Genomic DNA, 25,615 nt, shown 5'->3' on the forward strand with positions numbered 1-25,615 from the left:
CCTATACATATGACAACAGCGCTGCACATGAATAAAAAAAACGTTCGGCGTTTTTTGCTGCAAACGCAAGCTTTACTGGGACGGTGGCCTGCAGTTTCCTTACCTTCGGGACCCGACCAAGTTTTGAGTTTGATTCGCTCCCTTGGTTGCGTGCAGATCGATCCTGTGGCTGCTGTAACCGGAAACCAGCATTTGGTGTTGGGGGCTCGTGATCCTGGTTATACGGCTGACAGCTTAAATACGCTGCTGAGTGATCACAAGGTGTTTGAATATTTTGCAAATGCTGCCTGTGTCATTCCGATGGAAGACTATGCTCTCTTTGAACCTGTGCGTGCCCGATTAAGGGAGCGTCTGGCTCCGTCCTTGCAAGGTTTGGAGAAAACAGTGCAGCATGTGTTACAGCGTTTGAAGGAAGAAGGACCTTTACCTTCAAGAGCCTTTCGTGCTGTTGAGCGGGTAAGTGGTTATTGGGACAGTGCGGATGTGCCAAAGACGAAGGATACCACACTTGCTCTGAATTTACTGTTAGACTCCGCTGTAATTCGTGTGGTGGCGAGGCAGGGGAATGAACGTTATTTCCATATCACCGAATCCGGATTGCAGCAACAGGGACTTCCGATGAAAGAAGACATGGATGTGTTGGCCCAGAGACAGGCTCTGCTGGATAAATACATTTATGCGTATCGTGTCGTAGATGCCCGTGATCCCCGTCTCGGTTGGCTGAAATCTACAGCGGCTGAACGACGCGCCGATATTGCTGCCCGTGTGTCAGATGGGCGAATGATCCCGCTTAAGGTGGAGGACGTGGCCACGCCTTATTATATTCGTGCTGAAGATGAGGATTTGCTAATGCATATGGAAAGGGAAGAGCCGCACTATGATCCGTCAGGCCCGGTCCGTTTCCTGCCGCCGCTGGACAACCTGTTATGGAGAAGAGAGCGTATTGTTGATTTATTCGATTTTCATTATAAATGGGAGATTTATACCCCAGAGGTGAAGAGAACCTACGGTTATTATGCCATGCCTATTCTTCACGGTGATCGGTTGATTGGGCGTATGGACCCACGACTTGATCGCAAAACTGGAGTACTTACCGTTCGTTTGTTATCTATGGAAGAGACTGCTCCACCTGTGGAGGAATGGATGGCGGATTTTCGGGAGGGACTCCAATTCTTTGCGTCCATGCATGGAGCACGTTCCATTACTATCGAGAAGACGGTACCAAAAGAGCTGAAAAAGCTGCTTAAATCGATTTGATTAGGGGATATACGAAAGAATGTATGGATACGGAAATTGGAATTGTTGAGGGGATTTTAAAAAGGACAAAAAAGGAGGAGCCAATTGGCTCCTCCTTGATTTTAAAATCATATTTTTAACATGTTATCCGCAAGTTAGCTCTAACGGAAACCTAAGCTCACGTCCACGCAAAAACTTCTTTAGTTCACCAGATGAGGCACTTCAACGTTTGGATCAACATCTGCTTCATAATCCACACCATCGGTTTCAAAACCAAACAGCTGGAAGAATTCGCGACGGTAACCTTCCAGATCGGACAGATCGTAGATGTTCTCTGTGGTCAACTCATTCCAGAGCTTCGCCACTTCTTCCTGAACATCAGCTCTCATCTCCCAATCGTCAATGCGAATGCGACCTTCAGCGTCGGTTGGAACTTCTCCCCCCGCATACAGGCGATCAGCGAACAAACGTTGCAATTGCTCGATGCAGCCTTCGTGCAAGCCTTTTTCTTTCATGACTTTGTACAATGCTGAGATATACAACGGCACCACTGGAATTGCCGAACTGGATTGAGTGACCAGCGCTTTGGCTACAGTTACGTACGCACGTCCACCTTTGGCACTCAGACGATCATTCAGCTTATTTGCAGTCGCTTCCAGATGATTCTTGGCTTGACCGATGGAACCATCACGATAAATGGCATGTGTAAGTTCAGGACCGATGTAGGAGAAAGCGATTGTTGTTGCATCGTCAGCTAGCACGCCGCCTTGTTGCAGGGCATCCATCCATAGTTCCCAATCGTCTCCACCCATTACGGTTACCGTCTGACGAATTTCTTCTTCGTTTGCCGGTTCCAGAGTAACGGAGCTGATTTCGCCTGTGTGGAAGTTTACCGTTTTGTTCGTATAGGATTGTCCGATTGGCTTCAGCACAGAGTTAAATACTTCACCCGTGTTCGGATCGGTACGGCGTGCCGAGGCTACGCTATATACAACCAGATCCACTTGACCGAGTTCACTGCGAATCAGTTCAACGGCTTTGTCTCGTGTTTCGTTTGCGAATGCATCACCTGTAATGCTGTACGATTTCAGGCCTGCTTCCTCAGCGGCTTTTTCGAATGCAGCGGAGTTGTACCAACCTGCTGACGCCGTACGTTTTTCTGTAGAACTGCTCGGACGGTAAATGCCGACTGTATTCGCTCCCGCTCCAAAAGCAGAAACGACGCGTGACGCCAGACCGTATCCGGTGGAAGCACCGATCACGAGCACATTACGCGGTCCTTTCAGCTCAGGCTGGGATTTCACATAATCAATCTGTTCCTGCACTTGCGCAGCGCAACCTACAGGATGGGAAGTGGTACAAATAAAACCACGTGTTCTTGGTTTAATAATCATTTATTTGCATCCTTTCATATTCAGCTCATGTTTCAGCATTTCGATAAAATGCTCTTACACATACTTTCTTATTGTAAAACAATTACCTCGGAAACGGAAACCGTTTCGTTTGATTTCGCCGGAAGGGTGGCGTTATATCTCTAATTTTGCGATGATGTGAATAGAATGTACTCGCTTGTTAGGATAGAAAGGATAGGGATACCATGCTGAAGGAACGCATTGAACTGCTAAGCAAAAGAAAAACAAATCTCCCGTAAAGACCTTGTGGAAGGTCTGGTCACGCAGGCCCACTTTGCCAATATCCTGGCGGATCGTTATCCTCTACCTGAGGACTTGGCAGAAGCCATCGCCGGGCGTCTTGTGGTATCCCCTTCCTATATTTTAAAAGCTGCGGCACAGGACGAGGAAACACTCGAACGGGCAGAGGCCATCTTCGAACAAATGTCTGTTCCAGCGTCAGCGATATCCGAAGATACGGTGCATGCTCTGGCAGATCGGGATGACACGTTGACCGTAGAGTTGACAACGGCCTTGATGAAGGCGGTCTATTATCAACAATTAAACGATGCAACGGCTCATGAGTATATACATACGTCCTACCTCAATTTTTACCTGGAGAAATACGGTCGTCCAGACGATATTGATCTGCCACGTCCGTTAGTCAAGGCACTTTTATTCTATAAAATACAATATTATCGCTCCAAAATGGCTTTTGTGGATGTATTAACTCATGCAACCAGGCTCAGTGAGCTGGCGCTTCCTGGCAGTGAATTCTGGTTGTCTGTGCAAAATATCAAGATGGAAGCCTACATTCAGGTCAAACAGTATGAAGAGGCAAAACAGGTATTCGAGCTTACAATGCGTCATGTCTATGATCAGCGGATGTTCCATCGGTTGTCTGGGTTATATGTGGCATATAGTGGCTATTGTTTTGCGATGGGGCTGGTTCAGGAGGCACTCTCTGCATTGACAATGGCGGAGGCAAACCTCGTGTATGCGGGCAATCAGGGAGATCTGGTGACGGCGATTGCCAACAATCGGATTGTCATGCTGACGATGACAGGTGAACTGGATCAGGCACAGGCAGAGATTGAACGATTTGAATCGTTATTGCAGCAGGAAACGGAAGAAACTCAGCTCGCGATGCAGCCGCTCATCGGTGTATATCGATGCGAAGTAGCTCTGGCACGGAAGAACTGGGGCGTGCTCGCGCAGAGTGTAGATCAACTCTTGAAATGTGCAATAACACAGGACCAGCAGATGAGCGCAACCTTCTACCAGAGCCATCTGGCTCTTGCGCATGGAGAACGCGAAGCTTTCATGGAGCAGGCGCTTGCGTGTCTGCCTTATTTTGAATCCGCACAGCATGTCATGCGACTTGAACCGTTATATGAGGGGATGGCCGTAGTATCCGAGGATCAGCGCAAATACAAGGAAGCAGCCATGTATTATCGGAAGCTGGTATATTTGTTACGCAAAAAATAGAGTGAGGATCGGCCTAGATGGGTGACCTTAAATGATGGGGCGGCAACAAGCAAGGAAATATGATCCAAAACGTGGCTGACTTTATTCTCTGCTCAAGTAGTGCTTCAGCAATACTTTTCATGGTCGGATCTAATCGATCTGGGTGGAAGTGTAGCGCAATACTTGCATAACGGGAAACGTTAGCCCGATAAAAACAAGGAAGAAGCTGAACATTATGATCGGCCACTTCTGCACCTTTTCTTGGCGGTTCATCGTTATGGCTCGCTTTATGAAGTATATTCATGCTTGCAATGGACCACGCTTAAAGTTAAATATCATCATATGCGGGAGGATCACTTCTTGAAATTTGAACTAGGACGTTGCTTACTGAATGAACGATTGATGGAATCCGGAAAGTCAGCGGAATGGTTGGCAAAAGACTTACTTTTTAAACCGGAACGAGTTTACGACTTTATTGAAAACAAAAGAGTGATGCCACTCAAAATTGCCATATCGATCGCCGATTCTATCGGTTGTGATGTTCGTACCCTGTATGAATTAATACCAAACGATAATGAAGTAAAGAGAGTGTGATGGAATGAGTGTAGGTTGCTCCTTTTTTGTTTGATCCGATGGTAGATGAGTGACTAAGTCATATCTAACAGAACACGTTTAGGCACAAAATATAGCAGTCAATCGTGAAATGAAGATCGGATAAAGAGATCTTTTTTTGCGAAATCGGCTTGAATCCTTACCAAAGAAACGATCATCCCGTAATTCAATTGCCGGATTTTTCGTTTTTTTTGTATGCCGCCAGAAGGGTATTCAAGGACAAGTCACGGTGTATATAATTTAACTATAATCATAAATAAAAACAATGAGGTGTTTACTATGGGATGGTTCGGTAAAAAGAACAAACAGGAAGATGCAATTGCTAAAGCGGATAAAATGATGAATAAAGGACTCACTGGCATGATGATGAAAGGCTTTGTATCAAAGGAACATCGGGATGCGATCAACCAAAGTCTGGATTCGGCAAAGCAGGCACAATTGGCCGCGAGTGGTTCGCTTCCATTAACGGCAACAGCAACGGTGGTGACAATCACCGATACAGGCAAACTGATCAACTTTGATCCGATTGTTGTGCTTGTATTGGATGTGACAGAGACAAACGGTAACCAGTATCAGCGAACCTTGGAGACACTGGTGTCCAAAATGCAGATTCCACGAGTTGGAGATCGGGTGGGATTGGGTCAGAATCCAGCGAATCCGTCCGAACTGATCTATATGGGACTGGTTTCCATCTAGATGGTCTTTGCTTATAAGACAGTGATACCCCATATATATAATACGTATAACAACGATAAATAGATATATCATTAGAGGTATGGATAGAGATAGTAAGAGAAGGATGAAGAGAGGGTGGATCATATGGTAGGTTTCCTGAGATTCATTGGCGTATTAACTGTGTTCGGAGTGGGGTTCTCCCCATTTCTGGCACAGAAGATGTGGGACGATCCGTTTATGATTATGCAGGCATGGTGGTATACTCCGGCGATTTTTGCCGGGTTTGCACTGATCTTTGTTCCTGCGATTTTGAGCAATATTTTTGGCGTAGGTCGAGTGAAGACAGGTTTACCAGCAGTTGGGGTCATTAAGACTATACAACAGACGGGGACGTATATTAATGAACAACCGGAGGTTCGATTGGGTCTGACAGTTTCACGTAAGGGGCGCGAGAAATACGATACGGAGATGAAAACCGTTATTCCACTGACCTCCATGGCGCAGTTCCAGCCAGGCAGTTTCATTCCTTTAGTGGTCTCTGTGAAAGATGAGCGCAAGGTAGGGCTTGATATGAAAGGGCAATTATCACAGGAGGATATGCAGCAATTGCTGGATGAAAAGATGGTACAGCAAGGAGTATCCCCTGAGATGATGGATATTGCAAGAACAGGCGAAAAAGCGATGGCCAAGATCCTTGATGTCACTCCACTTGGGAGTGGAGGCAGTAATAAGATCAAGCTTCAGCTCAAGCTCAGCATAACGAAAACGAACGGTGAAACCTTCAATGTGACAACGCAAAAAGAAATTTTGTCATCTGCGCTGCCACAGGTGCAGCAAGGCCATATAATTAACGTCATTTATTCAAGACAAGACCCGACAAAATTGGTGTTGGCATTGAATGTACAGGAGCGACAATTAAGTGACTTATTCTCTTCCTGAGGATATAGACAAAAGGAGGTCGTGCAGGTCATGGTTATGACGTGTACGACCTCCTTATTGCATTTGGTAGGTAGGAGAGATGCAAGCAACGGACTGTTTTCAAACAATACCAAGGCGCATGCGATAAGAAAAGAGTACTTTTCTGGATTCTCCGTCAAATACACGATTAGCCAGTGCTCTGAACTCGTCAGCAGCTGTTAATAGATCATCCGCTCCGAGCTTCAACGCCGTTTGCAGGCCGCCTTGGCTCAGGGCGAGATTGACGTATCGATCAGCAGTAAATGTCTCGTGGTGATGAAACACGATTTCCCGGACATATCGGAACAGCCCGGACTGCTGAATCTGCTGCAAATGCCCATCCTTGCTCCATTTGTGTGCGTGACTATCCTGGGGAGCCAGACTGGCTGCTCGTTGATCTGCTTCCTTATTCAGCTGCAGATAGGCTTGTTCTAACTGCCAGTATAACATTGGCGGCCAGTCGCAATCGTAGGCTGCAAATATGCCGCCTGTACGAAGTACACGTGCAAACTCGCGTAGTGTGGGTTGCGGCTCCATCCAGTGAAACGATTGCGAGCAGGTCAGCACATCCACACTGCCATCTGGTAGTCCGAGGTCGTGAGACAAGCCGGACACAAACCGCAAGTTATCCGGCTTCCCGGCAGATTCCCACTTGGATTCTGCTACAGACCTCATGTCATCGCTGGGTTCGAAGCCGATGATACGTTCTGCCTCATTAAGCCAGATCCACGAAGATAAGCCGGTGCCACAGCCAACATCTGCGACCATGCGCGGTGTGCTGCCAAGATATGTCGTTAGAATATCCACCACTTCAGTGGGAGCAGCTGGTCGGTTCTGATCGTATAACGTACCAAAACCTTTGAAACGTTCCACATTGTTGCGTCTAATGTTTTGCATGGATAAACCTCCTTCGGTCAGGTGGATGACGGAGAGTCAGCTGTGATCAAAAGTTGTATAGGCCTATATTATATCATTCATTGTTGGGAAGTTTGTTCATGACGTTCTGCAAATGTTCAACGGCTTTGATATGACGTCTGAGCAATTCCTGTCCAACATGAACAGGCTCGATTACGGTCAGCTCGGAACCAAACGACAGCAGGAAGGAGTAGAGCCATTCCCCTACATTTAATTCGAGAGACACACGGAGCCTGCCATCAGGCTCTTTTTTAATGAGGGAAGGTTCGAAAAAATCATACACTCGGTATGCAATATTGCTGGAGAACGAGAGTGTCAGAGGAGTCAGGACAGGAGCTGCTTCTGATTCAGGGTCGTTTGATCCGGCAGTAACAGAGTGATCGTGTTTTTCTCGCCAGAAAAGTCAACTGGGTGATCCGTTTCATCTTAAATGTCTCGAATTCTCTCCGGTCAGGGTCATCATGGATATATCCTTTGAAGTACCATGTACTGTTTTTGAATATAAGTTTCTGTGGCTCCACCGTTGGAATGCTCTTCTCTCCATCCGAATTAACATAATGAAACGTAATCAGTTGATTCGTTAATATGGCTTGTTTCACCTGATTGAACAGTTCTCTCTCCTGCAGAGGGATGCTGCCCCATGGTGAGAAATTGAATTCGATCCAATCCAGCTTGTGATCAAACAGAGCGGTCAGCCGTTGCAGCATATGAGCACTATTAAGGTGTGGGATCGCACTGATGCTGTATAGTCCCATCAAAATTTCATTCTGGTCTTCTTCCGACAGCAGGGACTTGTCCATGACATAGTTGTCCATCAGATGAATACCGCCATGCTTTCCGGTCGTGGTATAGACGGGGATGCCCGCAGCGCTTAGCCGATCGATATCGCGGTACACCGTACGTACAGAAATCTCGAACATACGGGCGAGTTCGGGTGCAGTGGCCTTCTTTTTCTCCAATAACAAAAGCAACATTCGAAATAATCGGTTATTTTCCATGCTCTGATTATACCATGACAATAGGTGTCAGGGTATGGGTGGTACACTGGTTACATAGTCTTGTTGAGATATGAAGGAGGAACTGGTCATGACAATGAAAGAAGGATTTTACTGGGGTGGCGCAACGGCTGCCAATCAATTCGAAGGTGGATGGAACCAAGGTGGCAAGGGGCCAAGCACGTCTGACATGATGACAGGAGGAACCCACACGATTCCACGCCGGATTACGCCTGTACTGGAAGAGGGCACGTATTATCCGAGCCATGAAGCGGTTGATTTTTACGGACATTACAAAGAAGATATTGCCATGATGGCAGAGATGGGCTTCAAAATGTTCCGCATGTCCATCAACTGGTCCCGCATCTATCCGAACGGTTACGATCTGGAGCCAAACGAAGAGGGATTGCAGTTCTACGATAATGTTTTTGCCGAGTTGAAAAAGTACAATATTGAGCCGCTCGTAACGATCTCCCATTATGAAACACCATTCGGTCTGACACAGAAGTATAATGGCTGGGCTTCCCGTGAAGTCATCGACTGTTATATCCGTTATTGTACAACCCTCTTTAATCGATACAAGGATCAGGTCAAATACTGGCTGACGTTCAACGAAATCAACTGTCTGACGATGCCGATGGGTGCTTATATGGCTGCAGGTATTCTGTTTGAAGGTAAAGAGACACTGGTCGACGGAGTGGATGATCCACAGACTCGTTTCCAGGCATTACATCACCAATTCGTTGCGAGTGCCAAAGCGGTGAAGCTGGGACATGAGATTAACCCTGATTTCCAGATCGGCTGTATGGTCGCTTTCATGACCACCTATCCAAACACATGTAACCCGGACGACATGTTGCTTGCACAGAAGAAAGACCAAATCTCCAATATGATCTGCGGTGATGTACAGGTTCGTGGAGCATATCCTGGATTCGCCAAACGTTTCTTCGCTGAAGAAGGTATCCAGATCGAGATGCAACCGGGAGACGAGCAGACCTTGCGTGAAGGCTGCGTAGACTTCTATTCCTTCAGTTATTATATGTCTTTGGTTGAAAGTGCGGACGAGTCCCTTGAGAGAGCAGAAGGTAATCTGCTGGGCGGTATCAAAAATCCATATCTCGAAGCTTCCGACTGGGGTTGGCAGATCGATCCAAAAGGATTGCGATATACGCTGAATCATCTGTATGATCGTTACCAGATTCCACTGATGGTCGTTGAGAATGGCCTGGGTGCTGTCGATGTGGTTGAGGAAGATGGCTCCATTCAGGATGACTATCGCATTGATTATCTGAAAGGTCACATTGAACAGATGAAAGAAGCGGTAGCGGATGGTGTGGATCTGATTGCCTACACGATGTGGGGATGCATTGACCTGGTTAGTGCGTCCACTGGAGAGATGAAGAAGCGTTATGGCTTCATTCATGTCAACAAGGACAATGATGGTAACGGAGACTTGAGCAGAACACCGAAGAAGAGCTTCCACTGGTACAAAAAAGTCATCGAATCCAATGGTGAAGAGTTGTAATTTGGTATAAATCAATACCCTCTTGTTCCTATGCATGGGACAGGCGGGTTTTGTATTGTGGTGCATAAAATGCAGATTTATTTACATACTGAACTAAAGTGACTAACTTAACTATGATATTTTAAATCTACTTTACGGACACAGTGGAATCGTTGATAACTGATTTTAGAAAGGTGAGATTTCTGTGGACGCGTCTGGGAACCGCTACAATATGTCGCCCATTCATATATTTTTTGTGTTATATGTCAGTTTGGTCAGTGTTGGTTTGATGAATTTTCAATATAAGATGCTTCACGGGGCAGAGAACGATGGTTGGATCAGCATTGTGATTGCCTCTTTTATTGTAGCCGGAGTTATTAAAATGATGTATGTTTTGCTGGGACGCCAATCCCCGACCCAAGCTACGCTTGTACACATCAATCAACGCTATTGGGGCAGGTACGCAGGCTCCATCATCAACTGGATTTTTATTTTGTACTTTGTGCTGGGTTCTTCTGTGGCCTTCCTTTCCTATGTTCATATTGTTCAATTATGGGTTCTGCCTACCCAAAATACCTGGTTAATCAGTCTGGCAATATTGGTAATAGCCTACTATTGCGTGGCTGGCGGGATACAGTCGGTAACAGGTATGTGTCTTTGGGGAACCCTGTTCATTCTCGTGCTTGTTTTTCCACAAATTTTTCTGGTGTCATCCTATTTACATCCTCGCAATTTGCTGCCGATTTTGGATCATGATGCCTCCTCCATCTGGCTTTCAACACGGGATATGCTCCACGAATTTATCGGTTGCGGTATTCTGCTGGCCGTTTATCCCTTTATCCGAACACCCGAACGTTCGATTAAATGGGCTTATGCTGCAGTCATTACCGCCACAGTGGTGTACTTGGTTTTTTTCACATTTGCCTTTATGTTCTTCAGTCACGGACAAATGAAAGAGCATCTGTGGCCCACACTCAATCTGATCAGTATTATCGAAATGCCCTTGATCCAACGCATGGAGTATCTGGTCTTGTCTTTCTGGTTATTGAAAATGTTAGCGATTATTACGCTGGGGCTATGGGCGGCCTGTCATTGTCTGAAATTAGAGAGGTCGATCAGACCCACCCTGGGTCTGAAGTTCGCTGTGGTAATCTTCGTGATTTTAATCTTGATCATAAGAGATACCAACCAGATTGAGATGATGACAGAGGTGTATATGCGAATCGGAGAAGTGTTGATCTATATGTATCTTCCGCTTCTTTTTCTATTCTCCTTGTTCCGAATCAATCAGGGTCAGTTCTCCCCCACGAAGGACACCACAAATAGCGCGGACAAAGGAGATGAAGAATGAACTTATCTGCCCATACTCAAGAGCAAAGATTGGAGTCCGTTACGGATGTGCTTGCAGCCTGTGGTCGTTCCGATGATTTCATGACCCGTGATATAACCATCGGCAGTTTGCCACTCGAATTTTGCTATTATAAAACGCTGGTAGACAGTCATTTGCTGGAAATTGTAATTCATGCGTTGCAAGAGCACACTGCTATTGACACAGTAGTGAATCTGCACGATCTGATAACTCATATCCCTCTGGAGGAACTGAAAGTTTCGGATCAGAGTGATGAAGTATTGCAAGCTCTTCTTCAAGGCAGTCTGCTGATTCGATGCCTTACTCAGGAACAGGAAACCATTCTCATTCCCATGACAGGCAAGGAGGGGATTCGGAGTAATAATGATACAGAGAATGAGTTCAGTGTAATAGGTCCCAAAGTCGGTTTTGTGGAATCTATGCCAGTGAATCTGCATTTGATTCGCATGCAGCTGCGAACAACCAATCTGATTGTAAAGGAAATAACGGTCGGGTCCTTGTCCCAGTCCAAAGTGGCCATTCTCTATGTAGAAGGCATCGTCAATCCTGACAACGTGACGAGGATGGAAGAAAGACTGAAGGCTATTGATTTTGATGTTGTATTTGATACCTCACAATTGGATCAATTGATTGCAGATAATTCGTTCACGCCTTTTCCGCTATTTACGACAACGGAACGCAGGGACAGAGTTATCTATGCCCTCATAACAGGCCAGGTGGCGGTGATTAGTGATGGCTCTCCCTCTTTTATAACAGGCCCATCGACGTTGTTTGATTTCTTTGTCTCTCCGGAGGATTATTATCTGCCTTGGGCGCTGGGTTCCTTTTTTCGCCTGATCCGCATCTTTGGGGTAATTTTCTCCCTATTCGCCTCGGCGCTATATGTTGCCTTAATGACATTTCACTACGAAGTTGTGCCTAAAGAGCTTTTGGGCAAATTGATTTCGACCAGGCAAAGTGTACCTTTTCCGCCTCTTTTTGAAGCAATATTTCTGGAAACGACGATTGAATTTTTGCGGGAAGCCGGAGCGAGACTACCTAATCGTATCGGACAAACACTAGGCGTAGTGGGTGGCATTATTCTGGGACAAGCTGCTGTAGAAGCTGCTCTCACAAGTAATGTATTAATTATTATTGTGTCCTTGTCTGCGCTAGCTTCATTTGTCACACCGATCTATAAAATGTCGAATGCCATTCGCTTTTTACGATTTCCAATTATTCTGCTAGCTTCACTCTGGGGGGCGTTAGGCATTGCAATTGGACTTTGTTTTCTGCTGGTTCATCTGTCGCGTTTGAAGTCCTTAGGTTCACCATACATGTCGCCATTCTTCCCGATGCGGTTCAATGATCTCAAAGACAGTCTAATTCGGGCATCCTATGAACAGACGAATACCCGTCCGAGTTATTTGAGGCCACTCTCTTTCATTCGTTATAAGCCAGGTAAAATGCATCGAACAAATCGTCTGGACGAGGAGTGATTAGGTATGAACCGTATAGGCAGAATCCTGTTAATTTTAATGGTCATATTTCTTCTCAGTTCCTGTAAAGATACCAGTATCATTAACAAGATCAGTCTTGTTCTGACTTCCGCATACGATCTGCAAGACAACCACATCCATAACAGTGTGCTGATTGGGGAGTATAGCGACAAAGACAAAAGTGATGTTAGATTGATGGAGATCGATTCATCAAATAACTTTGACGTTGTGTCAAGGATGAATATGCAGTCGAAGGAACCTATTGAATACGGTCAGTTGAGAGTGATGGTACTCGGGGAAACATATGCACGCCATGGGATTGGGAATATTTTGCATATTCTGTCTCACAATACAAAGGTGTCCAGACGGATGCAGCTTGCGGTTGCTGAAGGCAAGGCGCTGGATATTATTAAAGCATCCATGCCTTTTCACGATCCGTTATATCTGATGAAATTGATCGAGCAAAATGCCAATTATGCAAATCTACCTCATTCAAGCTTGCATCAGACGTTGTTTCAGTATTTTAGCAAGGGTCAGGATATTTATCTTCCAAGGCTCGCCCTTAATGAACAACAGAAAATTGAACTGGATGGGTTGGTCATATTTAGGGGTGAAATCGCAACGCTTCAGATCAATGGGGATGAGGGATTATGCTTGAAATTGCTGACAGCGAACGCTAAAAACGGCAAGTTTCTGGTGCCTGTCACAGATGTTCCTAACTTGACACAATCCGTTCCGAAAGAACCTCACTATGCATTGCTTAAAATTTTGTCTTCATCCGTAAAGCATCGGTCTTCTGATCCACAGTCCGAGACTTTGGATACGAGCATTCGGATCAGTGCTTCCATCATTAAAGACTCACAAAATGACTTTCTCTTATCAGGCAAAGATATGAAAGATCTGGAGCGTGAGATCCAACAACATATGGAAGCAAAAATCAATCGACTGGTTCAGAAATTTCAATCCGAACATGTGGACCCTGTAGGCTTCGGAGATTATGTGAAAAGCCGTACCCGTAAATGGAATAGCCAGACATTCTACAAGAACTATTCTGCCATGGATATTCGCTTACATGTGGATTTGCACCTCGTACAGGATGGGATTCAAGAATAAGATAGGACATTTAACACCAAGAAATACCCGGCTATCCTTCAGTTAAGGAAAGCCGGGTATTTTTTATGTAGTACAATAGCGGGCCGCCTAGGCCAGCCTTCTGCTTTGCAGTTGGGACATGCGCTCCAAATGCCGCCGATAAAACCATATGCATGTGGAGAGCCAGCAACCACTCAAGAAGTATCCGCCTACGATATCACTTGGATAATGCACCCCCAAGTAGATACGACTTGTACCAATGGTCAGTATAAATACAGCGCTGGCAACAATCATCAGCACACGTCCTGTGACGGTGGGTACATGTTTCCAGATTAGAAAGCCCAGTCCACCGTACAGGCTAAATGCTGCCATGGAATGCCCACTGGGGAAGCTATAGCCGCTCACTTCAATGATCCGGTTAATGGTAGGTCTGGCACGCTGGAATACCAGCTTGAGCAATGCATTTAACAGGGTTGAACCTGCGAGCACGCAAGCCAGGAAGAGCAGTTCGCGTTTGTGTCGCAGGCAAACGTATAACACAATCATGGCGATGATGGTAATGAAGACCACTGGCATTTCGCTGCCGATCCAGGTAAAAAGGTGCATGAATTGTGTCATACCAGGGGATTCCAACCCCTGAATCCAGCCGATTAAGGTATCATCAAATCGATGAATCTGGTTGTCGCTGATGGACAGGGCGATGCTTATAAAGACGATCATGCATAACGCCGCAACGAGCAGCGGGAATGAGATATTCTTTTTCCAGTTGTGTATCAAATGTTGAGTTCCTCCGTGATGGTTGATTTCGTATGTTGTGTCCTTGCGTATGTCGGACATAACGATATTTATATTGTGCTATAATTTTACAATAAATATAGCAGCAATAAAAATATGTAACCTTAACAACGTTTGTCCAAGCAGAGAATGTAGGAGGGGAGCGGTCGGAATGAAACGACATTTGGTGGTGTGCATGTTGATCTTACTGTTGGTTACATCTGGACTAGCTCTATTTCCCGAAGAGAGGGTGTATGCTTGCAGTTGTGTCGAGAGTGATGTTCAAGAGAGATTGAAGACAAACACAACTGTATTTACAGGAGAAGTGGTGAAGAAGGGACGTTCTCAACAGTCGAAGCATGATGGCTTATTAAGAGAGTATACCTTTGATGTAGATACGGCATGGAAGGGGGTTAATGCCAAAAAGATGAAAATCCTTGCGAGTGACGGTGGGTCTGAATCCTGTGGCATTCAATTTGAAAAGAATCAGTCCTACCTGATCTATGCTTATCAATATGAAGTGGATTATAAGCTACATACGAATCTGTGCAGTCGCAATGTTCCAATTGAACAAGCCGGAGACGATTTGAAATTGCTGGGTGCGGGCAATGTTATAAGTAAAGAAGATTTTGGAGAACTGGTGGGCGAAGTGGGCCTTTCTATCTTATCTTATACGGTGCAGTCATTTTATTGGCAGCATTGGAAGTCGTGTGGATATGGAAACGAAAGAAAAGAATCTGATTGTAGGTCTAATGTAAATTGAAAGTTGGATTGTATAACATAAGTTTTGTATGACGAAAAAGAAGCCAATCCCCGTACAGAGCGTTAAGAAAACTTTGACGTTCTATACGGGGATTTTCAGGAGTGACGTCAAAACTGTATCCAATTGGAGTCGAGATTATCGATCCGGTGGAACTATATAAATTAAATATTTACACAAAACGGAGAGGACAGAAAGAACCTGAAGAAGCGTAGCGTTCGCCTTTATCCCCGGATTTTACCTTTATAAAAAGGGATCAAAAAAATCTGGGGATAACAGCGATCAGAAGGTTATTCTGTCATCGGAGTGGCCAGTGTAAATATTCTGTAGTTCAATTTTTATAGTTTAGCTGCAACATGTATTCATAAGCTGTGACACCAAATACCCGTTTGAAATGACGGTTCAGATGGGTCAGATCAACAAATCCGCAATCGGCAACAGCAGTATATACGTCCTTCTGCTTTTCGATGGATTGACGGGCACGCTCCACCTTGCAGTTTAAGAAAAACTGGTAAGGGGAAATACCTGCTTGTGACTTGAATTCACGGATAAATTGAAACTTGGACATGCCAAATTCGGAGCTCAGATTGTCCAGCTTGAGTACATCTTCGGTGCTGCAAAACATGATTTCCTTAGCTTTGCGGACCAGGTTGTCCTGAGGCAACCAGAGCTTGGTGTCCATTTCCTTCTGAGCCAGAAGGTGAACCAGATCGAAGACCCGTTCGCTGCACTCGGCTTCGTCCTGTCTGAGTTGAACGGCATCGTTCAGCATCAGAATGTTACGTGCAAGCTCGGGGTCATAGACGATGGGACTTCCAAAACGCAATTCCTTTTTACCTATAATCTCCTCTACCAATTCAGGCTTCAAATACAGCATCACATAGTCAATCCCAGCCTTATCATAGGAACTTCCATCATGGGACTGTTCACGGTTAAACAACATGACACCATTTTGGTGAGACGCCTGATATTGTCCGTCCAGGTTGTATTGTTGAATGCCACGCAGGGTTACGCCAACCGCATACTCTTCGTGGCAATGTTTTTTGTATGCAAAATCAGTAAAGCTGGCGGATAGTGCCAGCACGTCTTGTGACTTTTTATAGTTAAACCGTTCCATGCAGCACACCTCCCAAGCTTTAGATTAATCCGGATACTATAATGGCTGAGTATAACAAAAAAAGTGCCATGAGAATACTCAGTAATTTTTGGTGGCGATTCAGCAACGTTCTGAAAACCGTGCCAAAAACAACCCAACTGGAATAGGCCAGAAAACCAATGAAGGTAATTATCAGCACGAACAGAAACGATGAGAATGAACTTTGATAAAAGGGCAATACATAACTTGGAATGACAGTGAAAGTAAACAAGACCACCTTTGGATTCACAAATTGCATGATGAAACCGTTCCAGAATCCGGTAACTTGTTTCGGTGCATCCTCGGTGGTACCCATCTTGTAGATTTGGTACGCCAGATACACCATGTAAAGGCCTCCGACAATCTGCATCACCTTCAGAATTCCGGGTAACACTCCTGCAAGAAGCTGATTAAGAAAAGCTGAAGCGGTAAGCAGCAGACCAAATGCCAACGTAGCTCCCCAGACATAGCGCATTGTTTTTCGTGCGCCAACGATCTGTATAGAAGAAAGAATTACGATATTGCTGGGGCCAGGGGTGAATGTAACGACGATGCAGTAGATTAAAAAAGATGCAAGATTCATAATGATGATGCTCTCCTCTAGTTGTAGTTTAGTTCCATGATCATACGTCCAGAGGGAGAAACCATATAGTACATTATTGCAGCAGGTACACCGTGAGCAACAGGAGCTTCCTTTTAAAAAGATAAGGGGGAGTTTTCTTTTTGAATGATTGCGTTTACAATTTAAACGAAGTACAAGGTAATCAGACAACTTGAGGAAGTGACGGAATGAAGAAAATGCTGCTAGTCTATATTTTGCTAATCTCAGCATTTGCGTTGTATGTGTTGAGATTCGAATACACCAGCCAGGTAAACAGTTCATGGGAGGACCGTGGGCTACGCGGCGATATCGGAGAGACGTATATCATGATTACATTCCAGTCCGGGCTGGAGTATTGGAAGAGCCCGCTCAAAGGCTTCGAGGATGCCGCAGATGCGCTTGGCGTGACCGTAGAATATCGCGGGGCTACCCGGTATGATGCGAAGGAGCAGACCATGGTAATCGAGCAGGCTATCGCTCGTAAGCCCGCAGGCATTGCTATATCTGCAATCGATCCTCAATCGTTAGTTCCAGCGATTAACAAGGCAATCGACGCAGATATCCCTGTTGTATTATTTGACGCGGATGCACCTGATAGCCAGGCCTATTCTTTTCTTGGGACAGATAATTACAAGTCGGGTGTAATGGCTGCCGATAAAATGGCTGAACTACTGGGTCGTGAGGGAGAGGTCGCGGTATTAACCTTGCCTGGGCAACAAAATCATGAAGAGCGGACGAAGGGCTTCCGCGATACGATCAAGGAGAGATACCCTTCCATGCAGATCGTTGAAGTTGCAGACGGACACGGTGATGCGATGGTATCCAGAGACGAAACACAGAGAATGATGAAGGAACATCCCGAGCTGGCGGGTATTTTTGTGACTGAAGCCACCGGAGGAGCAGGGGCGGGGGAAGCCGTTCAAACTGCCGGGGACAGACATCCATTGCAGATTATTTCGTTTGATACAAATAAGGCCACATTGGATATGATCAAGAACGGTACGATCTCAGCTACAATTGCACAGGGAACCTGGAATATGGGATATTGGTCACTCCAATATTTGTTCCATCTGCATCACCAGTTAACGGTTCCTGCCCCATCCTCATCCGGTGAAAATGCACCGCTTCCCGTGATGGTGGACACAGGGATCTCTGTGGTGACACGCTCGGATGTGGATGATTACTATGCCAAATAACAAGGAGGATTTCAAGAGTCCAAGGCCTTGGAGCAGGAGAGCAATTCTCTCCACTTTTAAGAATGGGATTCGGCGTTTACGCTTGCGTAATATGCCCCTTCGGTACCAGCTGATGCTGCTTTTTCTGCTATTTGCCATTGTACCTTCCGTAGGGCTTGGGTTGCTTGTGAACTGGACGGTGGAGCGGGTAGTTGAGCGACAGGTTGAAGGGCATACCATGCAACTGATTGGCAAAGTGAATGAAGCTCTGAACAGCAAAATGGAGAATTTGCAAAACATGACCTATCTGATTGCATTTGACCCGGATATTGATGCTTTTATGGACGACAAAATGCCACCGAATGATGATGCAGGCATCGAACCGATGAACATGGACACAATCACCGAAATGGAGCAAAATCGGTTATATGGCATCAAACAAACCTTGCAGGGATTCACAACATTGTATCCTGAAATCGCCGGGATTGTTCTCGTCAATGCAAGTGGTGACTATATTAGCAACGAGATGTATCCCCGAGCGGAACAGAGCCTGATTCAGGAAAATTGGTATCAAAAAGCTTCGGCCAATCCGGGCATCTTCATGGTGTTGGGTCAGCCGAAAGAGCGTAATCTCACGACACATGTACGGTACAAGGATGATGAGATTGTATCGGTTGCACGTTCCATAACGGATGAAGCGTCAGGACGTGTGCGGGGTGTTATTATGATTGATCTTAAACTAAGGTCCGTCTCTCAGGCTGCCCGTAATGTAACCTTGGGGAAATCCGGTTATGTGATGGTGACGGATGCAGAAGGTCAAAGTGTATACAAGCCGGAGCACCCGCTAATAGAACACATTCCCACAGACTGGTTCCCCTCCGGTGAGAGTGGAACATTTACCGCCGATACAGAAGGTGGAACGTTATTATTCATGTATCAGTCATCTACCTTTACGGGTTGGAGAACGGTAGGGGTATTTCCCACGAGAGACTCGATATCCGAAGTACGCCAAATCCAGTTTTACGTGGTTAGCTTTGTATTTGTGGTGTGTTTGTTTGGCCTGAGCGCCTCTTTATGGTTCTCCCGTTCCATTGCTCAGCCTATTTTCCGGCTCATGTCCTATATGCGCAGGGCGGAGACCGGCAATCTCAGCCCAGGTCGCTGGAGCGACCGGGCTGACGAGATTGGCATGCTTGGCAACAGTTATAACCGAATGCTGGTACAGATTCAACAACTGATATCACTAAATGAATTGCGGGAGCGGCAGAAACGCGACGCTGAAATGCGAAGTTTGCAGGAGCATATCAAACCACACTTTTTGTACAATACCTTGGATACAATTCATTGGATGGCACGCAAAGAGGGTGCAAAAGATGTATCCGGCATGGTTGGTGCGTTATCTCGATTATTTCGTATAGGGCTTAGTAAAGGACAGGATTACATTCCGCTGCATTCCGAGATTGAGCATATGACCAGCTATATGCAAATTCAGCAGACACGATACCCGCGATCGTCTTCAGTATACATTGAATGTTCCAGAGGAACTGCGGGATCTTTTTGTGTTAAAGCTGCTACTTCAGCCCCTGATAGAGAATGCAATCTATCATGGAATCAAGGGCAGGCGTGGGCCGGGACACATTCGGGTGGAGGCCAGATTGGAACATAACAGACTGCTGCTGACCGTTCAGGATAATGGAGCAGGCATGTCCAACGAACGGCTTGCCGAGATGCAGCAGCTGCTCGAAGCTCCTTTGGCAAGTTTGGAAGCGTCTACGCCTGGGATGACAGGCAAAAGTTATGGAATGTTGAATGTGCAGGCCCGTCTCCGGCTGTCCTTTGGCGATGAGTACGGTATTGTGCTGGAGAGCCAGGAAGGGGAAGGAACTAATGTGACCATTATTCATCCGTTGATGCGAGAGCTCCCGGCAACCAAGCAAATCAATAACGAAGAGAGGCAGGAGAGTGAATGGGAAAATTCATGAAGTCGACCGTGACAACTTCCACTGAAACAGATGAGACATCCGGATTGACTACAGTAATGGAGATTACGCCGGATAGCCATGTGGCGAAGAAATACCGCGTGCTCATCGCTGATGATGAACCGATCATTCGTGAGGGGATTCGGGATGCCATTGACTGGACAACTCTCGGGATGGAGGTTGTTGGTGAAGCGGAAGATGGCGAGGAAGCGCTGGAACGGGCGGCTGATTTGGGTGTGGATATTGTTCTCGTTGATATGAATATGCCATTCCTGAACGGAATCGAACTAATCCGTGCCCTTCAGCAGAAGTGCCCGGGCTGTCGTTACCTGATCATCTCGGGACATGATGAATTTGCATATGCGCAGGAGGCGGTTCGTCTTGGCGTAGAGGATTACATCTTAAAACCTGTGCAAGCAGAACAATTACATGCTGCGCTTGAGCGATTACATCAGCGACTTACTGAAGAGCACCAGAGGACGGCATATGTACAACAGGCAGCCCATCAGATTGAACGTAATATCCCGTTGCTTCGCCAGCGATTTATGCTGGAGTGGCTGGAGGGGCAGGCTGAAGGGAGGGATCTGACCGAGCAGCTTGTGTTTTTGCGGTTACCCGCCGTCCCACCTGTGCAGGTCGGGGTCGTACGCTGGCCTGCCGCTGAAGCTCGTCAGACGATACTGAGAGAGAATGATCGTCAGTTGTTTCTGTATGCAGTGGAAAATATAATCAGTGAACTGCTGGGGGACGTGCCACATGTCCTGTTTCGGGACGTAAGCGGGTTGATCGGCATGTGTCTGTGGCAGGAAGCCCCTGAAGAAATTGAGTCCCTTCTGGAACAACAGATTAGTTCTTGCCTGAATATTGCCATTCATGCTCATGTGGCGACACATGCAGGGACACTGGAAGAAACGCCGGATACGTACCGTCATTGCCGTGAACGGGTATACGGAGAAGTGCAGTTGTCGCCTCTGGTTCGCCGGGCAAGACAACTTATTCACGAAGAATATGCCGAGCGGGAACTGACCCTGGAATCGCTCGCTTCCCGTCTACAAGTATCTGCCGTATATCTTAGCCGTGTGCTGAAGAAAGAGTTGAATGATTCCTTTGTCACGCTTGTCACGCATGCTCGCATTCGCAAGGCTATACAGCTTTTAGACTCAACAACACTGCCGATCCACACCATAGCTGAGCGTGTAGGTTATGATACCCAGCATTATTTCAGCACTGCATTTAAGAAAACAATGGGCATTTCGCCAGTGCAGTATCGAAAGAACGGGGGAACGGCTTATCATCCTTCTGCGAATTAAATATCGTATTACAGTTGTTCATTCAGACGTGTGATAAATGAGATGGATGTGTTCTACTTCGTGTGAAGCGAGGTGGAGCATGTCCTTTTTTTTTGACTCGGGTATGGTATCTCATGGGTCACACTTGTATTTTAAGCGTTTCCATCAAAAGTTAAATTTTTATAAAAAAGGTTCAAAACGTGCAAAGACCTTACGGCTTCTCGAATGCTACCATTGGTCTAGACAGGAACACCAAGCAACAGGATGCACTGCATGCATTGTAAGCGTTATCTTAGAACTCATTCAGAACCGTATGACGTGAGGAAAGGGGAACTTCATATGAAAAAAGGAGCAATGCTCATCTGGCTTTTGGTGATGACCTTGATGCTCTCGGCCTGTAATCTGGCAGAGAGTGGCCCAGGCAGCAAAGAAAAGGGATATGTCGGTATTTCGATGCCAACCAAATCATCAGAGCGATGGGTGGGAGACGGGGAGAACATGGTCCGTCTGTTTCAGGAGCAGGGGTACAAAACCGATCTTCAGTATGCTGAGGATGTGGTTGAAAATCAGATTTCACAGATTGAAAACATGATCACCAAAGGTGTGGATGTGATGGTCATCGCGTCCGTGGATGGCAATACATTAACGGATGTAATCAAGAAAGCGCATGACGAAGGGATACAAGTGATCTCGTATGATCGGCTCATTCGCAATACGCCTTATTTAACCTATTATGCCACGTTCGACAATTTTAAGGTGGGTGTGCTTCAAGCCTCCTACATCGAACAAAAGCTTGGGCTCAAGGATGGAAAAGGACCGTATAACATTGAGCTGTTTGGCGGCTCTCCTGATGATAATAACGCCTACTTCTTCTTCGACGGTGCGATGTCTGTCCTAAAGCCGTACATCGATTCCGGCAAACTGGTGGTACGCAGCAAGCAGATGACGATGGCCCAGATTGCAACCTTGCGCTGGGACGGGGCACTGGCCCAGTCACGGATGGATAACCTGCTGAGTGCCTATTACTCGGGTGATAATCTGGATGCAGTATTATCTCCTTATGATGGAATTAGTATTGGTATCATCTCATCCTTGAAAGGAATTGGTTACGGTACTTCGAACAAACCGCTGCCCGTTATTACAGGACAGGATGCTGAACTTGCCTCAATCAAGTCGATTGTGGCCGGGGAGCAGACGCAGACGGTGTTCAAGGATACACGGAAGCTAGCGGAGAAGACGGTAGAGATGGCCAATAGTATTTTGCAAGGAAAACAGGCGGAAGTTAATGATGAAAAATCATATAACAACGGGATTAAGGTTATCCCAGCGTATCTCTTGGATCCTATCTCCGTGGACCGTACAAATGTGGAGCAGGATATCGTTGGTACACAGTATTACACGAAGGAAGAAATTGGACTGAAATAATAAATGAAAGGAGCACATCCCATGGCCGGAATCATTCTGGAAATGAAAAATATCACCAAAACCTTTCCTGGTGTCAAAGCGCTGGAAAATGTCAATCTGAAAGTCCGTGAAGGCGAAATTCATTCCATATGTGGTGAAAATGGCGCAGGTAAATCTACATTGATGAAGGTACTGAGTGGTGTATATCCACATGGCACGTATGAAGGCGACATTTTATTTCAGGGCAAAAATTGTGAGTTCAAAGATATTAAGCAGAGCGAGGATCTGGGAATCGTCATTATCCATCAGGAGTTGGCCCTGATTCCCTACCTTTCGATCGCGGAAAATATATATCTGGGCAATGAGCGTGCCAGCAGAGGAATTGTCAACTGGAAGGAAACTTTTGTAGGTACACGAGAACTGCTCTCGAAGGTGGGACTGAGCGAAAATCCAAACACGCTGGTATCCAGCATCGGGGTAGGCAAGCAGCAACTGGTCGAAATTGCGAAGGCGCTCTCCAAAAAGGTTCGGCTGCTTATTTTGGATGAGCCAACCGCTGCGCTGAACGAGGACGACAGTGAAAATCTGTTGCAATTGATGCTGGAATTCAAGAAACAGGGCATCGCCTGTATCCTAATCTCACACAAGCTGAATGAGGTATCCAAGGTATCCGATTCAGTGACCATTTTACGAGATGGCAAGACAATTGAGACGTTGGATATGAAGAAGGAAAAAGTGACGGAGGACCGGATTATTAGCGGAATGGTAGGACGTGATCTCACCAGCCGTTATCCGGAGCGTCATGCCACCATTGGTGAAGTTATCCTTGAGGTAAAGGACTGGACGGTATATCACGAACATCATGCCGAGCGGAAAGTACTGGATCAGATCCATATGAATATCAGACGTGGTGAGATTGTCGGTATTGCCGGGCTGATGGGCGCTGGGCGTACCGAGCTTGCCATGAGTATCTTTGGCAAATCCTATGGACGGAATATTTCGGGTCAACTCATTAAGAATGGTAAACCGATCCACAACAATACCGTCACAGAGGCTATTCAGAACGGTTTTGCTTATGTGACAGAAGACCGCAAGGAATACGGACTCATTCTGATGGATGACATCAAGCGCAATATTTCCTTAACGGGTCTGAGCAAGCTGACGCGAAACGCAGTAGTGAACGAGCGTGAAGAAGTACTGGTGGCGGAAAAGATGAAGAAAAGCATGAACATCAAAGCACCAAGTATTTTGCAGAAGACCGGTAATCTGAGTGGAGGCAACCAGCAAAAAGTGGTGCTCAGCAAATGGATTTTTGCCGGACCAGATATTCTTATCCTGGATGAACCTACCCGCGGTATTGATGTGGGAGCGAAATTCGAAATCTATACGATTATTCATCGGCTTGCTGCTGAAGGCAAGGGCGTACTGGTAATCTCATCCGAGCTTCCGGAGGTTCTTGGCTTGTGTGACCGGATCTATGTGATGAATGCCGGACGAATCACCGGTGAAGTCAGCCGGGAGCAAGCATCGCAGGAAACGTTGATGAGATATATGACCAAGTCTGGAGGCGGCAAGCATGGAAATGATAACAAAACTGTTCAAAAATAATATCCGTCAATACGGCATGATTATTGCCTTGGTAGTGATTATGCTCTTGTTCGAGGTACTTACAGGCGGGCTGTTGCTCAAGCCGATTAATATTACGAATTTGATTTTGCAGAACAGCTACATTCTGGTGCTGGCGATTGGAATGGTGCTGGTCATCATTACCGGACATATTGACTTGTCTGTTGGTTCCATTGCAGCCTTTGTCGGTGCTGTTGCGGCAATTATGATGGTAGATTGGCAGCTTCCGGCTTGGCTTGCGGTCATCGCATCCTTACTGGTTGGCGCTTTGATCGGTGCATGGCAAGGCTTCTGGATCGCCTATGTGCGAATTCCGGCATTTATCGTGACGCTGGCAGGTATGTTGCTGTTCCGCGGCTTGACGATGATCGTGCTGGAGGGACAGTCGATCTCTCCTTTTCCGGGTGGATTCCAGAAAATAAGCTCGGGTTTCCTTCCAGACATTCACTTCTCAGGCTTCGGTCTGGTATCCATTATTGTGGGTCTTGTACTCACCGTCTGGTACATTGTCAATGAACTGCGGGAACGCCGTTCCCAGCGAAAATATGGCTTCGAGGTTGTGTCACAGGGGCTGTTCTTGCTCAAGTTGATTGTGGTGGCTGCCGTGACGAATCTGTTTACATTTGTACTCGCGAGTTACGCGGGGATTCCGAATATCCTGGTCCTGCTGTTTGTCCTGATCGTTGTATACTCCTTCGTGATGAACCGTACCGTTATGGGACGGCATGTGTATGCGCTTGGAGGTAATGAGAAGGCCGCAGGTCTGTCCGGAGTCAAAACGAAAAAGGTAACCTTCTGGGTTTTCGTGAACATGGGTACACTTGCCGCGGTATCCGGGTTGATCTTCGCCGCACGTCTGAATGCGGCTACGCCAAGAGCAGGTACCAACTTTGAGCTGGATGCCATTGCGGCCTGCTTCATCGGTGGTGCTTCCGCTTCAGGGGGTATAGGTACGGTATTTGGTGCCATCATCGGTGGTTTGGTTATGGGTGTGCTGAATAACGGGATGTCCCTGATTGGTCTCGGTATTGACTGGCAACAGGGGATTAAGGGATTGGTACTGCTGCTGGCTGTAGCATTTGATATCTATAATAAAAATAAAAGATCAGCGTAACACTTGATAAAATGAAAAAACAGACCTTGATCTCAGGATCAGGTCTGTTTTGCTGTATGCACAACTT

General features: G+C 46.2%; 22 protein-coding genes and 2 pseudogenes. 16 read left to right on the plus strand and 8 right to left on the minus strand.

Annotated features, from left to right (window positions below; genetic code table 11):
* The first annotated feature begins 27 nt into the window (after window positions 1-27).
* Window positions 28-1,257, plus strand: coding sequence for a DNA glycosylase AlkZ-like family protein (locus QF049_RS30505; protein WP_124116410.1), 1,230 nt, complete (start codon window positions 28-30; stop codon window positions 1,255-1,257).
* 179 nt (window positions 1,258-1,436) lie between these two features.
* Here QF049_RS30505 and fabV read toward each other — a convergent pair whose 3' ends face one another.
* Window positions 1,437-2,630, minus strand: coding sequence for an enoyl-ACP reductase FabV (gene fabV, locus QF049_RS30510; protein ID WP_307542763.1), 1,194 nt, complete (start codon window positions 2,628-2,630; stop codon window positions 1,437-1,439).
* 264 nt (window positions 2,631-2,894) lie between these two features.
* Here fabV and QF049_RS30515 point away from each other — a divergent pair, with 264 nt between their 5' ends.
* On the plus strand, window positions 2,895-4,115 hold the full coding sequence (locus QF049_RS30515; protein WP_307542765.1) for an XRE family transcriptional regulator: 1,221 nt from the start codon (window positions 2,895-2,897) through the stop codon (window positions 4,113-4,115).
* A gap of 67 nt (window positions 4,116-4,182) precedes the next feature.
* On the opposite strand, the pseudogene QF049_RS31520 reads toward QF049_RS30515, so the two are convergent.
* Window positions 4,183-4,275, minus strand: a pseudogene (locus QF049_RS31520) (DUF3626 domain-containing protein); the annotation flags it as partial.
* Window positions 4,276-4,454: 179 nt separating this feature from the next.
* Between QF049_RS31520 and QF049_RS30520 the strand changes: the two are divergent.
* The 3 genes from QF049_RS30520 to QF049_RS30530 all read left to right on the plus strand — a co-directional run bounded on the left by QF049_RS30520 (window position 4,455) and on the right by QF049_RS30530 (window position 6,320).
* Window positions 4,455-4,688 (plus strand): XRE family transcriptional regulator, encoded by a 234-nt coding sequence (locus tag QF049_RS30520; RefSeq protein ID WP_307542767.1) that lies wholly within the window; start codon window positions 4,455-4,457, stop codon window positions 4,686-4,688.
* A 297-nt stretch (window positions 4,689-4,985) separates the two neighbouring features.
* A complete protein-coding gene (locus QF049_RS30525) occupies window positions 4,986-5,402 on the plus strand; it encodes a hypothetical protein (protein ID WP_036674484.1) in 417 nt (138 codons plus the stop codon).
* 123 nt (window positions 5,403-5,525) lie between these two features.
* Window positions 5,526-6,320, plus strand: coding sequence for a hypothetical protein (locus tag QF049_RS30530; RefSeq protein WP_307543492.1), 795 nt, complete (start codon window positions 5,526-5,528; stop codon window positions 6,318-6,320).
* 99 nt (window positions 6,321-6,419) lie between these two features.
* Here QF049_RS30530 and QF049_RS30535 read toward each other — a convergent pair whose 3' ends face one another.
* From QF049_RS30535 to QF049_RS30545, 3 genes are all read right to left on the minus strand, one after another.
* Window positions 6,420-7,235, minus strand: a complete 816-nt coding sequence (locus QF049_RS30535) for a class I SAM-dependent methyltransferase (protein WP_307542770.1) — start codon at window positions 7,233-7,235, stop codon at window positions 6,420-6,422.
* Between the two features lie 73 nt (window positions 7,236-7,308).
* Complete coding sequence (locus QF049_RS30540; protein WP_483874763.1) at window positions 7,309-7,581, minus strand: WCX domain-containing protein; 273 nt, start codon at window positions 7,579-7,581, stop codon at window positions 7,309-7,311.
* Window positions 7,582-7,600: 19 nt separating this feature from the next.
* Window positions 7,601-8,251, minus strand: a complete 651-nt coding sequence (locus tag QF049_RS30545; RefSeq protein WP_307542774.1) for a helix-turn-helix transcriptional regulator — start codon at window positions 8,249-8,251, stop codon at window positions 7,601-7,603.
* 88 nt (window positions 8,252-8,339) lie between these two features.
* Between QF049_RS30545 and QF049_RS30550 the strand changes: the two genes are divergently transcribed.
* The 4 genes from QF049_RS30550 to QF049_RS30565 all read left to right on the plus strand — a co-directional run bounded on the left by QF049_RS30550 (window position 8,340) and on the right by QF049_RS30565 (window position 13,712).
* The gene (locus QF049_RS30550) at window positions 8,340-9,773 is read left to right on the plus strand and encodes a glycoside hydrolase family 1 protein (RefSeq protein ID WP_036617092.1); all 1,434 of its coding nucleotides are present in this window, start codon (window positions 8,340-8,342) and stop codon (window positions 9,771-9,773) included.
* A 211-nt stretch (window positions 9,774-9,984) separates the two neighbouring features.
* Entirely contained in the window at window positions 9,985-11,103 is a 1,119-nt protein-coding gene (locus QF049_RS30555; RefSeq protein ID WP_307542776.1) for a GerAB/ArcD/ProY family transporter, read from the plus strand.
* Window positions 11,100-12,599, plus strand: coding sequence for a spore germination protein (locus QF049_RS30560; protein WP_307542778.1), 1,500 nt, complete (start codon window positions 11,100-11,102; stop codon window positions 12,597-12,599). Before QF049_RS30555 ends, QF049_RS30560 begins: the two co-directional genes overlap by 4 nt.
* A gap of 6 nt (window positions 12,600-12,605) precedes the next feature.
* Window positions 12,606-13,712, plus strand: coding sequence for a Ger(x)C family spore germination protein (locus QF049_RS30565; RefSeq protein WP_307542780.1), 1,107 nt, complete (start codon window positions 12,606-12,608; stop codon window positions 13,710-13,712).
* An 87-nt stretch (window positions 13,713-13,799) separates the two neighbouring features.
* Here the strand turns inward: QF049_RS30565 and QF049_RS30570 are convergent, their stop codons facing one another.
* Entirely contained in the window at window positions 13,800-14,468 is a 669-nt protein-coding gene (locus QF049_RS30570; protein ID WP_307542782.1) for a phosphatase PAP2 family protein, read from the minus strand.
* 169 nt (window positions 14,469-14,637) lie between these two features.
* Between QF049_RS30570 and QF049_RS30575 the strand changes: the two genes are divergently transcribed.
* Window positions 14,638-15,228, plus strand: coding sequence for a hypothetical protein (locus QF049_RS30575; protein ID WP_307542784.1), 591 nt, complete (start codon window positions 14,638-14,640; stop codon window positions 15,226-15,228).
* Window positions 15,229-15,556: 328 nt separating this feature from the next.
* Here the strand turns inward: QF049_RS30575 and QF049_RS30580 are convergent, their stop codons facing one another.
* Both QF049_RS30580 and QF049_RS30585 read right to left on the minus strand, forming a co-directional pair.
* On the minus strand, window positions 15,557-16,342 hold the full coding sequence (locus QF049_RS30580) for an AraC family transcriptional regulator (protein WP_307542786.1): 786 nt from the start codon (window positions 16,340-16,342) through the stop codon (window positions 15,557-15,559).
* 19 nt (window positions 16,343-16,361) lie between these two features.
* Window positions 16,362-16,943, minus strand: coding sequence for a LysE family translocator (locus tag QF049_RS30585; RefSeq protein WP_307542788.1), 582 nt, complete (start codon window positions 16,941-16,943; stop codon window positions 16,362-16,364).
* A 206-nt stretch (window positions 16,944-17,149) separates the two neighbouring features.
* Between QF049_RS30585 and QF049_RS30590 the strand changes: the two genes are divergently transcribed.
* From QF049_RS30590 to mmsB, 6 genes and pseudogenes are all read left to right on the plus strand, one after another.
* Complete coding sequence (locus QF049_RS30590) at window positions 17,150-18,157, plus strand: substrate-binding domain-containing protein (protein ID WP_124116413.1); 1,008 nt, start codon at window positions 17,150-17,152, stop codon at window positions 18,155-18,157.
* A 91-nt stretch (window positions 18,158-18,248) separates the two neighbouring features.
* A pseudogene (locus QF049_RS30595) lies at window positions 18,249-20,118 on the plus strand (cache domain-containing sensor histidine kinase).
* 8 nt (window positions 20,119-20,126) lie between these two features.
* On the plus strand, window positions 20,127-21,425 hold the full coding sequence (locus QF049_RS30600; RefSeq protein WP_373428380.1) for a response regulator: 1,299 nt from the start codon (window positions 20,127-20,129) through the stop codon (window positions 21,423-21,425).
* 318 nt (window positions 21,426-21,743) lie between these two features.
* Complete coding sequence (chvE, locus tag QF049_RS30605; protein ID WP_307542790.1) at window positions 21,744-22,829, plus strand: multiple monosaccharide ABC transporter substrate-binding protein; 1,086 nt, start codon at window positions 21,744-21,746, stop codon at window positions 22,827-22,829.
* Between the two features lie 21 nt (window positions 22,830-22,850).
* Window positions 22,851-24,416 (plus strand): multiple monosaccharide ABC transporter ATP-binding protein, encoded by a 1,566-nt coding sequence (gene mmsA / locus QF049_RS30610; protein WP_047844003.1) that lies wholly within the window; start codon window positions 22,851-22,853, stop codon window positions 24,414-24,416.
* Window positions 24,385-25,548 (plus strand): multiple monosaccharide ABC transporter permease, encoded by a 1,164-nt coding sequence (mmsB, locus tag QF049_RS30615; protein WP_091020326.1) that lies wholly within the window; start codon window positions 24,385-24,387, stop codon window positions 25,546-25,548. Before mmsA ends, mmsB begins: the two co-directional genes overlap by 32 nt.
* Window positions 25,549-25,615 lie beyond the last annotated feature (67 nt).

It is taken from the genome of Paenibacillus sp. W4I10, from assembly GCF_030816325.1.
Taxonomy (GTDB): domain Bacteria; phylum Bacillota; class Bacilli; order Paenibacillales; family Paenibacillaceae; genus Paenibacillus; species Paenibacillus amylolyticus_B.

Coding starts and splice junctions, on each gene's coding strand:
- QF049_RS30505 (WP_124116410.1), top strand. CDS start 28: ATGAATAAAAAAAACGTTCGGCGTTTTTTGCTGCAAACGCAAGCTTTA.
- fabV (WP_307542763.1), bottom strand. CDS start 2,630: ATGATTATTAAACCAAGAACACGTGGTTTTATTTGTACCACTTCCCAT.
- QF049_RS30525 (WP_036674484.1), top strand. CDS start 4,986: ATGGGATGGTTCGGTAAAAAGAACAAACAGGAAGATGCAATTGCTAAA.
- QF049_RS30530 (WP_307543492.1), top strand. CDS start 5,526: ATGGTAGGTTTCCTGAGATTCATTGGCGTATTAACTGTGTTCGGAGTG.
- QF049_RS30535 (WP_307542770.1), bottom strand. CDS start 7,235: ATGCAAAACATTAGACGCAACAATGTGGAACGTTTCAAAGGTTTTGGT.
- QF049_RS30545 (WP_307542774.1), bottom strand. CDS start 8,251: ATGGAAAATAACCGATTATTTCGAATGTTGCTTTTGTTATTGGAGAAA.
- QF049_RS30550 (WP_036617092.1), top strand. CDS start 8,340: ATGACAATGAAAGAAGGATTTTACTGGGGTGGCGCAACGGCTGCCAAT.
- QF049_RS30555 (WP_307542776.1), top strand. CDS start 9,985: ATGTCGCCCATTCATATATTTTTTGTGTTATATGTCAGTTTGGTCAGT.
- QF049_RS30560 (WP_307542778.1), top strand. CDS start 11,100: ATGAACTTATCTGCCCATACTCAAGAGCAAAGATTGGAGTCCGTTACG.
- QF049_RS30565 (WP_307542780.1), top strand. CDS start 12,606: ATGAACCGTATAGGCAGAATCCTGTTAATTTTAATGGTCATATTTCTT.
- QF049_RS30575 (WP_307542784.1), top strand. CDS start 14,638: ATGAAACGACATTTGGTGGTGTGCATGTTGATCTTACTGTTGGTTACA.
- QF049_RS30580 (WP_307542786.1), bottom strand. CDS start 16,342: ATGGAACGGTTTAACTATAAAAAGTCACAAGACGTGCTGGCACTATCC.
- QF049_RS30585 (WP_307542788.1), bottom strand. CDS start 16,943: ATGAATCTTGCATCTTTTTTAATCTACTGCATCGTCGTTACATTCACC.
- QF049_RS30590 (WP_124116413.1), top strand. CDS start 17,150: ATGAAGAAAATGCTGCTAGTCTATATTTTGCTAATCTCAGCATTTGCG.
- chvE (WP_307542790.1), top strand. CDS start 21,744: ATGAAAAAAGGAGCAATGCTCATCTGGCTTTTGGTGATGACCTTGATG.
- mmsA (WP_047844003.1), top strand. CDS start 22,851: ATGGCCGGAATCATTCTGGAAATGAAAAATATCACCAAAACCTTTCCT.
- mmsB (WP_091020326.1), top strand. CDS start 24,385: ATGGAAATGATAACAAAACTGTTCAAAAATAATATCCGTCAATACGGC.